Annotated in this window: 6 protein-coding genes; 2 read left to right on the top strand and 4 right to left on the bottom strand. The window is 63.7% G+C overall.

The window, feature by feature from the left end:
• Positions 1-319 precede the first annotated feature (319 nt).
• On the top strand, positions 320-676 hold the full coding sequence (locus J4E53_RS29370) for a DUF6124 family protein (protein ID WP_060741386.1): 357 nt from the start codon (positions 320-322) through the stop codon (positions 674-676).
• A 121-nt stretch (positions 677-797) separates the two neighbouring features.
• Here J4E53_RS29370 and J4E53_RS29365 read toward each other — a convergent pair whose 3' ends face one another.
• The 4 genes from J4E53_RS29365 to tam form a co-directional block, all read right to left on the bottom strand.
• The gene (locus J4E53_RS29365) at positions 798-2,621 is read right to left on the bottom strand and encodes a glycoside hydrolase family 15 protein (protein ID WP_103310485.1); all 1,824 of its coding nucleotides are present in this window, start codon (positions 2,619-2,621) and stop codon (positions 798-800) included.
• Positions 2,614-3,414 carry an SDR family oxidoreductase gene (locus tag J4E53_RS29360; protein WP_103310484.1) on the bottom strand — a complete coding sequence of 267 codons (801 nt, stop codon included), beginning with the start codon at positions 3,412-3,414 and terminating at the stop codon, positions 2,614-2,616. Before J4E53_RS29360 ends, J4E53_RS29365 begins: the two co-directional genes overlap by 8 nt.
• A 272-nt stretch (positions 3,415-3,686) precedes the next feature.
• Complete coding sequence (locus J4E53_RS29355; protein ID WP_103310482.1) at positions 3,687-4,820, bottom strand: cupin-like domain-containing protein; 1,134 nt, start codon at positions 4,818-4,820, stop codon at positions 3,687-3,689.
• A 92-nt stretch (positions 4,821-4,912) separates the two neighbouring features.
• Positions 4,913-5,683 carry a trans-aconitate 2-methyltransferase gene (gene tam / locus J4E53_RS29350; RefSeq protein ID WP_103310481.1) on the bottom strand — a complete coding sequence of 257 codons (771 nt, stop codon included), beginning with the start codon at positions 5,681-5,683 and terminating at the stop codon, positions 4,913-4,915.
• Positions 5,684-5,826: 143 nt separating this feature from the next.
• On the opposite strand from tam, the gene J4E53_RS29345 reads away from it, so the two are divergent.
• On the top strand, positions 5,827-6,561 hold the full coding sequence (locus J4E53_RS29345) for a thioesterase II family protein (protein WP_060741391.1): 735 nt from the start codon (positions 5,827-5,829) through the stop codon (positions 6,559-6,561).
• The last annotated feature ends 69 nt before the right edge of the window (positions 6,562-6,630 follow it).

The following is a 6,630-nucleotide window of genomic DNA, read 5'->3' as shown; positions in this document are numbered from 1 at the left end:
CCTCGCCACAGGTTATGCGTTCCTACAAAAAATGTGGTGTACCGGAATTTTCTGACGAGTCGCGTCGGTTGCCGGTTCGGAAGGGGCGGGGATAGGCTTTGCTCGTCGCTGCAAAATCAGCGACCGGGTTTGGTCGCCCGGGTTTAGAATGGCGCACGGTGCCGCGCGAGCGGCTGTCTGCTTTATGGCTGACTGTGCGTGGGAGGGCTTCGGGCCCTGCCGGGTTTCCATTCCCTGGTCGACCAACCTGCGTACAGTTCGCCACCTTCTGCTTGGTCGCGGAAATGGTGAACTCCACGTTCGAATGGAGATTCATGTCATGGTCAAGATCACCCCCAACCCTCCACGCGCCGAAGACCTTTCTGCCTACACCACCCTCGACACAAAAAAACTCCGCGAAGCCGCCGACCGGGCGCTGGACATTCACTTGTCTCCCACCCCAGCCAAACCCGATACCCAGGACGGTCAGGTGTTCACCGTGGTCCCCGGGCTAAACACCGAGTCGGTGTTGACCAGCCTCAGCGAAACCCTGGCCTCGGCCGATGCGCTGGTCAGTGACCTGGGGTTCGAGCTGGAGGGCTCCCGGCGACACGTAGCACTGGGGATTCAGCAGTTGATCGAGCTGGCCAGATTGCTGGCCAACCGTGCGTTGGATGACCTGGAGACGACCGGCTAACGGACACACCGTTCTTGTGGCGAGGGAGCTTGCTCCCGCTGGGTTGCGAAGCGACCCCAGGATTCTTGCGACTGCTGCGCAGTCGAGCGGGAGCAAGCTCCCTCGCCACAGACCACTCCGCTCACGGCTGCCAATGATTCTTCTCCCCGCTCAACTTGCGGTCCAGAAAACTCGCCGCGCTGATCAACGCCAGATGGGTCAAGGCCTGGGGCGTGTTGCCCAAGTGGTAACCGTGGCTGTCGAACTCTTCGGCGTATAGCCCCAGCGGGTTGGCGTAGCGCAGCAGTTGTTCGAATTCCAGCTGGGCTTTTTCCACGCGGCCGGCGCGGGCCAGGCATTCGACGTACCAGAACGAGCAGGCCGCGAATGAGCCTTCGATGCCGCTGAGGCCGTCGATGGGGCTGTCGTCGTTGCGGTAGCGATAGACCATGCCGTCGCGCACCAGGTGTTTTTCGATGGCATCGAGTGTGGAGAGCCAGCGCGGGTCGCGGGCGCTGACGAAACGCACCAGGGGCATCAACAGCATCGAGCCGTCGAGGGCGGTGCTGCCCAGGCGCTGGACGAAATGCTGGTGCTCCTCGTTCCAGAAATTCGTCCAGATGTCTTGGTAGATGGCCTGGCGGGTCTCGTCCCAGCGGGCGAACGGGGCGGGCAGGGAGCGTTTTTCGGCCAGGCGGATGGCGCGGTCGACGGCGACCCAGCACATCAGCCGCGAATGCAGGAAGTGCTGCTTGTCGCCGCGCATTTCCCAGATGCCCACGTCTTTGTCCTGCCAGACCTCGCACACCTGGTCGACCACGTCGACGGTGTGTTTCCAGCCTTCATGGGAGATGGCTTCGCCGTATTTGTTGACCAGGTACACCGCGTCCATCAACTCGCCGAAAATATCCAATTGCACCTGCTGGTAGGCCAGGTTGCCGATGCGCACCGGCTGCGCATTGCCGAACCCGCTCAGGTGCGGCAGCTCGGTTTCCGGCAGCTCCAGCCTGCCGTCCAGGCCGTAGAGGACATTGAGTTTGGTCGGCTGGTCACAGCAGTCGCTGACCCGCCCGCGCAACCAGCGCATATAGGCGTTGGCTTCTTCGACGAAGCCCAGGCGCATGAACGCGTAGACCGTGAACGAAGCGTCGCGGATCCAGGTGTAGCGATAATCCCAGTTGCGCTCGCCGCCGCGGGTTTCCGGCAGGCCGAAGGTGGCGGCGGCGAGGATGGCGCCGTGTTTGCGCGAGGTCAGCAGCTTCAGCGCCAGGGCCGAGCGATTGACCATTTCCCGCCAGCGCCCGCGATAGTTGGATTGGCCGATCCAGCCGCGCCAGAACGCCAGGGTCCGCTCCAGGCAGATCGCGCTGACGTCGTCCTGAAGGCGTGGGTCGTCGATGCCGCCCAGCAGGAACTCGGCGCTCTGGCCTTGTGTAAGGGTGAACTCGGCCACCGCTGCGTTCTCGTCCAGCGTCAGGGGCTGGTCGGCGCACAAGCGCAGGCTCGGTTGTCCCGGCGCCTCGAAACAGATGTGGGCACCGTCCTGGCGCGCCGTGGTGGCGGCCCGGGCATAGTCGTGGCGTACCGCGCAGCGCAGGCGAAACGTCGCGCTGCCGATGGTCATGCGCACCCGGCGGATCAATATCGGCAGATCGTCCTCGCTGTCGCCGATGGGCAGCAGGTCGGTGAGTTCCACTACGGCGCCGTCGCTCAGCCAGCGGGTTTGCAGGACGTTGGTGTCGGGCAGGTAGATTTGTTGGCGACGGGCATCCGGCAGGTCTGGCGCGAGCTGGAAAATGCCTGCTTGCGCAGTGTCCAGCAGCGAGCAGAAGATCGACGGGCTGTCGAATTCCGGCCAGCAGAAAAAATCGACACTGCCGCGATCATTGACCAGCGCGGCGGTGCGCATGTCGCCAATGATGCCGTGGTTCTCGATGGGGCTTTGCGGTTCGTCATGATCAGCCATTGTCACGAAACCCTGGATAAAGGCTCATCCCACCATCGATGAACAGCGTGGTGCCCACCACATAATCGGACAAGTCCGAGGCCAGCCAGACCACCGCGTTGGCGACGTCCTCCACATCGCCGACGCGACCGTAGGGAATCAGTTCCAGCAGCTTTTGCTCCTGCTCGCCCTCGGTGGCTTCGCGATTGATCGCCGTGCGGATGGCACCGGGGGCGATGCTGTTGATGCGGATGCGCTGGTGGCTGGTTTCCTGGGCCAGGCTCTGCATCAGCAGATCGACACCGCCCTTGGACGCGGCGTAATTGACGTGGCCGGCCCAGGGAATGCGCTGGTGCACCGAACTCATGTGGATGATCTTGCCGGCGGCCCGGGACACGCCCTGGCGAATGCCCTGGCGGTTGAAGATCCGCAGGGCGGCGCGGGCGCAGAGGAACTGGCCGGTGAGGTTGGTGCCGATCACGGTGTTCCAGTCTGCCAGGCTCATGTCGACGGCGGCGGCGTCTTTTTGCAGGCCGGAATTGGCCACCAGGATGTCCAGCGTGCCAAAGGCTTCGAGGGTTTGGGCGAACAACTGCTCGACCTCGTGTTCCTTCGATACATCGGCACCGACGGCGATGGCGCGGCCGCCGTTGGCGTTGATTTCACGGGCCAGGTCTTGCGCCGGGCCGGCGCTGGAGTGGTAGTTGAGCACCACCGCGGCACCGGCGTCGGCCAACGCCCTGGCCGAGCCTGCGCCAATGCCGGAGCTGGCGCCGGTGACCAGGGCAACCTGTCGGGCGAGGGATATCTGCATGGTCTAGCACCTTGAATGGAGGGCCTTACCTGCTGACTGATGTGGGGAGGGTGGAGTTCACTTGGGTGAAGCGATCTTCACACTTCAGCCACATACGGACGCTAAACCTGTGGCGAGGGAGCTTGCTCCCGCTGGACTGCGCAGCAGGCCCTCCAAAGGTAATCTCAATCCACCTGAATGATCGAGGTGTCAGGTTTTGGGGCTGCTTCGCAGCCCAGCGGGAGCAAGCTCCCTCGCCACAGGTCTGTGTTCACAAAAGTAGTGTTTGACCGTTACCAACCCCGCCCTGAATTCACCCAGAAATTCACCGACAACGACGTCGACACCGACTCCACCTGATGGAACCAGCCTTCCGGCAAAAACAGCAAATCCCCAGCCTCCAGCGTCACGCGCATGAAGGTCACGTCCCGGGCGTGGGGGAAGCGTTGGTAGTCCGGCGCGTCTGGGTTGAAGTCGCAGCCGTCCAGCCCGCCTTGGGGAGCCGTGGACCAGGTGCCCAGGGCTTCGCGGTGGTGAGGTGCGGCGAGGGTGAAGATTTTCTGGCCCCAGACTTGGGCGAACAGGTTGTCGGTGTCGTCGCGGTGCAGCGGTGTCAGGGTGCCCTTGGGGCCGATCCAGATGCGCGGTGGAATGAACAGCGACGGGTCGAAGTAGGGCGGAAACTTGATCTGCTCCATCAGCCGCGCCGGCAGGATGTTGTTACCCATGTAGGCCGGTGGTTCACCGTCGGCGCCCTTGGCCGCCGGGCTGTCGAGGGAGGCGATGAAGTCGGCCATGGACGTGGAGCGAAAGTCCCGTTCGGTGGAGAAGGTCTTCTTCACGTAGTCGCCGTGGCGGGTGATGCCTTGCAGTTCGGCAAAATGCACCAGGGATTCTTCGCGGCTGAGCTTGAACAGTGGCCAGTCCTGCAAGGCATCGCTGATGACCAGCGGAATGCCGTGGGGCAGGTACTGGGCGCGAAACTCCTGCACCGACAGCCCGCTGCGAGGCCGCCGTTGCACGCTGCGTTGGGTCGGCAGGCTGGCGGTGAGCTTTTCGCTGAAGCGCGGCGGGGTGGGGTAGCGCTTGTTCATGTCGACCTTTTCCACCACGCCACCGCCATGCCGGGCATGGTCGATGATCTGCGGCAACAACGTCGCCAGGCCCATGTTGCCGCCGATCTTCAGGCGACCGCTGGCGAACAGTTCTTCCACGTTGGCCATGCCGGCCATGATCCCGAGGAAGTCCTTCTCCGCCACCTCGATGGTGACGTCGGGGCTGGTGTGGCGGCCAGCCTCGGTGCGGCTGCTGGCCTTGACCTCGGACCAGTACGCCTGGTGCGGGCCGAACACGAATTGGAAGACGCCTTCGATACCAACGGCGCCGGCATTGGCGAACAGCTTGCCCAGGATGGTTTGCAGGTCCACGGCGGTCACTCTTGCGGGTTTTTGGTCTTAGCAGGTAACGAGGGGCCGGAGCAGAAATTTAGGCCCTCGTCGCTGCATCATTGACCCTCGCCCTAGCGTGTCGCGACCATGAACACCCGGGGAAACGGCAGCAGCACGGTCCCATCGTCCAGGGCTGGATAAGCCTGCTCGATCGCCTTGAGATAGTGCGCCAGGTACTGCTCGCGTTGCGCCTCATCCAGCGGCTCGAGAAACGGCCGCAAGCCGCTACCCTTGAACCATTCCACCACGCCTGCGGCGCCGCCGGCCAAGGGATGATGGTAGGTGGTGCGCCACACATCGACGCGGCTGCAGTGGGGCTTGAGGATCGAGTAATAGGTGCTGGGATCCTCCACCTCGGTACGCGAATCCGCCGCCCCGGCCAGTTGGTTGGCCCAGGGACCGTTGGCGGCGATTTCCCGCATCAAGCGGTGGGAGGGTTGGTGCAGGGTGTCGGGCATCTGGATCGCCAGGCTGCCACCGGGGGCGAGTTTGCCGATCAGCGAGGGCAGCAGGGTGGCGTGGTCGGGCAGCCATTGCAGCACGGCGTTGGCGAAGATCACGTCGAACGGCCCGGGTTCATCCCATTGGCCGATGTCCGCAGTGTCGAACGCCACGGCGGGCAAGCGTTTGCGTGCGGCGTCGACCATGTCGCTGGAACTGTCGAGGCCGCGCACCGTGGCGCCGCTGAAATGTTCCACCAACAGTTCGGTGGAATTGCCCGGGCCACAGCCCAGGTCGATCACCGAACGGGCCTGTGTGGGGGGAATGGCGGCGAGCAGGTCCCGGGACGGACGGGTACGTTCCTGTTCGAAGGTGACGTATTGCTTGGCGGACCAGCCCATGGCGTTCTCCTGTGCGGTGGAGTGAGTCGAGGTCGCCAGTATAAGGTCGGACGGGAAAGATGGAGCGAACGTAACGGTTTTGACTAATTTTGTGGGTTACGATCTCGTTATCTTTCCTACACGACCGATCGGAGAAAACCGCAGTGACCCAACTGACCCTGCTGTGCCTGCCTTATTCCGGCGCCAGCGCGATGGTGTACAGCCGCTGGCGGCGCAAGTTGCCGCAATGGCTGCATGTGCAACCGGTGGAGTTGCCGGGACGCGGGGCGCGCTTCGACGAGCCGCTGCACACCGACATGGGCCCGTTGGCGATGCAACTGGCGCGGGAGCTGTACCCGACGCTCCAGGCCCCGTACGCCTTGTTCGGCCACAGCCTGGGCGCGCTGCTGGCCTGCGAAATCGCCCATGCCCTGCGTGAACTCGGCAGCCCGGAACCGGTGGCGCTGTTTGCCTCCGGCACCGCGGCGCCGACGATGCGGGCCGACTACGACCGCGGTTTCGCCAAGGCGAAAACCGACGCTGAGTTGATCGAGCAACTGCGCACCCTCAACGGCACGAGCGAGGAGATCCTGGCCAATGAAGAGCTGATGGCCCTGACCCTGCCGATCCTGCGGGCCGACTTCTTGCTGTGCGGACGCTTCCAGCCGCGGCAACGGCCACTGCTCGACTGCCCGGTGCATGTGTTCGGCGGCACGACCGACAAGGCCACCACGGAGCAACTGATGGGCTGGCGCCAGGAAACCACGGGCAGCTTCTCGGTGGACATGCTGGCGGGCGGGCACTTCTTCATTCACGAGCACGAGGCCAAGGTGCTGCGGCTGATCAAGGATCAGTTGAGCGTGCATCATCGGCGGCATGGGTTGGCGATCAGCGCCTGATTGGATTCCCAGCTCATTCAAATACCTTCCCCACATTGGCTGGGGTGATCCATCCCCTGTGGGAGCGAG

The sequence above is a fragment of the Pseudomonas sp. FW305-28 genome (assembly GCF_017351395.1).
Taxonomy (GTDB): Bacteria; Pseudomonadota; Gammaproteobacteria; order Pseudomonadales; family Pseudomonadaceae; genus Aquipseudomonas; species Aquipseudomonas fluorescens_AA.
This window is presented reverse-complemented; position numbering and strand designations above follow the sequence as displayed.

Coding starts and splice junctions, on each gene's coding strand:
- J4E53_RS29360 (WP_103310484.1), bottom strand. CDS start 3,414: ATGCAGATATCCCTCGCCCGACAGGTTGCCCTGGTCACCGGCGCCAGC.
- J4E53_RS29365 (WP_103310485.1), bottom strand. CDS start 2,621: ATGGCTGATCATGACGAACCGCAAAGCCCCATCGAGAACCACGGCATC.
- J4E53_RS29370 (WP_060741386.1), top strand. CDS start 320: ATGGTCAAGATCACCCCCAACCCTCCACGCGCCGAAGACCTTTCTGCC.
- tam (WP_103310481.1), bottom strand. CDS start 5,683: ATGGGCTGGTCCGCCAAGCAATACGTCACCTTCGAACAGGAACGTACC.